General features: G+C 59.2%; 3 protein-coding genes. 2 read left to right on the top strand and 1 reads right to left on the bottom strand.

Translation table 11 applies throughout. The features are described from left to right. Together VEZ38_RS17755 and VEZ38_RS17750 are read left to right on the top strand one after the other, a co-directional pair. On the top strand, positions 1-522 hold a 522-nt coding region (locus tag VEZ38_RS17755; protein ID WP_324895846.1), incomplete at its 5' end, for a cytochrome ubiquinol oxidase subunit I. A 1-nt stretch (position 523) separates the two neighbouring features. Continuing rightward, on the top strand, positions 524-1,564 hold the full coding sequence (locus VEZ38_RS17750) for a cytochrome d ubiquinol oxidase subunit II (protein ID WP_324895844.1): 1,041 nt from the start codon (positions 524-526) through the stop codon (positions 1,562-1,564). 10 nt (positions 1,565-1,574) lie between these two features. Here the strand turns inward: VEZ38_RS17750 and VEZ38_RS17745 are convergent. Beyond that, positions 1,575-1,876, bottom strand: a 302-nt coding sequence (locus VEZ38_RS17745) for an ROK family protein (RefSeq protein WP_324895842.1), incomplete at its 5' end; no start/stop codon positions are given.

The raw sequence follows: 1,876 nt of genomic DNA, 5'->3' as shown, positions 1-1,876 counted from the left end.
GTGAGCGGCATCGAAATTCCGTGGGCGTTAAGCTTCTTGGCCGGCAATTCCTTCGACACCGTCGTGCGCGGACTGCATGATTTCCCTCGCGAAAATTGGCCGCCCCTGTATATACATACGCTGTTTAATCTCATGGTGTTTATCGGCGCGGCGCTCATCGCCATCGCTTTGGGGGTGCTGTTTTGGCGGTATGTCCTAAAGAAGCCGTATCCGAGATGGCAACTTTGGATGCTGTTAGCCGCCTTCCCTCTCTCCATGCTGGGAATCGAAACGGGATGGGTGTTCAGCTGCTCCGGTCGGCAGCCATGGGTCATTTACGGGGTCATGCGCACGGAGGAGGCGGCGCTGCATGCGGAGAGTATGGGATTTCTCTTGTTCCTGTTCCTTACGATCTATGTCGTGCTGCTCGCAGCAACGATCATCGTCATGCACATCTTTTTCCGGCGGCACCCGGTACAGCGAGATTTGGATGCGGACGCCCGAACGGCAAGCGGGACCGCCGCGGGAAGCGGGGTGAGGTAACGTGTCGGATGCGGAGCTTGGCATCTTGATTTTGTGGGTATTTCTGTTCGTATACTCGATCGCGGGGTCGATCGATTTCGGCGCGGGGTTCTGGTCGATGGTATTCGGCACCAAGCGGGATACGAAGGCGGCGGATATTGCGAACCGGTTCCTGTCGCCGTCGTGGAAAGTGACGAACGTCTTCCTCGTCTTGTTCGTGGTCGCGTTCGTCGGATTTTTCCCGTTCGCGACGTCGACCCTTGGAGCGTTGCTCGCGCTCCCGGCGGGACTTGCCCTTGCGTTGCTCGTCTTGCGAAGCGCGTTCCTCGTGTACGCGTATTCGACGCACCAATACAGCGGCCTGCTGCCGTTCGTCTCCGGCGTGACGGGCCTTCTGATTCCGGGACTGCTCGTATCGGCATTGCCCCTGACGCTAGGCGGCTTTCTTGCGACGAGTCCCGACGGCGATTCCGTGTTATTGTTCGGAAAGCTCTTGAGCAGTCCGACCCTCTATGCGCACCTCGGCTTCGGCTTGTCGACGGAGTTGTTCCTATCCGCGTTGTTTTTGGCCGACTACTCAAGAGAGGGCGACGACGAGAGGTCGTACCGCGTCTACCGGAACGCCGCGATCGCGCTCGGACCGACCACGCTCGGGATGGGCGTCCTGACGAGCGTTACTTTCGTGCCCGAGGCGCAGTGGATCGCCAGAGGAATCGTCGAACAATGGGGGTGGTTCGCGTTCTCCGTCGTCTCGTTCGCGGTCGGCTATTCTGCATTGTGGTGGAAAGATCCGCGCGGACGCACAGGCTTCGCCCGCGTCGCCGTGCTCGCGATCGTCGCGCAATACGCCTTCGCCAGCATCGGGTACGGCCGCGCGCATATGCCGTACCTCGTGTACCCGCTCTTGACGATCGAAGACGGGTTCACCTCGCCGCAGATGTTTAACGCGTTGCTTGTCGGCTACGCGGTCGGCATCGGGGTGTTAGTGCCCGTCTTCGTATGGTTCTGGCGTCTATTCCTGAAAGATAAAGCATACCTCCGGCAAGGCGGAGGGGAATCGTGATGCAAGTCGTTCAGTCCGTCAGCTGCTGGGCCGTCATGACCGCCGCGCCGACCGCAAGCGCCTCCTCGCCGAGCTTCCCCCGGCTGAACGAAACTTGATACGCCGGGTAATAATACGTATTCCGAATGGCCACTTGCGTCGCCGTGTCGAAGTACATATTTTGGGTATTGAACATCGGGCCGCCTAAGATCACTTTCTCCGGATGCAGCATATTCAGCATGTTGGCGAGGCCGATCCCGAAATATGTCGCGGATTGCGTGAAGATCTCCAATGTCAGCGAGTCGCCGCCGTGAATCGCTTCGACGAGATGCT

The sequence above is a fragment of the Paenibacillus sp. genome, from assembly GCF_035645235.1.
Taxonomy (GTDB): domain Bacteria; phylum Bacillota; class Bacilli; order Paenibacillales; family YIM-B00363; genus Paenibacillus_AE.
The sequence above is the reverse complement of the archived record's forward strand: the minus strand, read 5'-3'. Positions and strand labels throughout refer to the sequence as shown.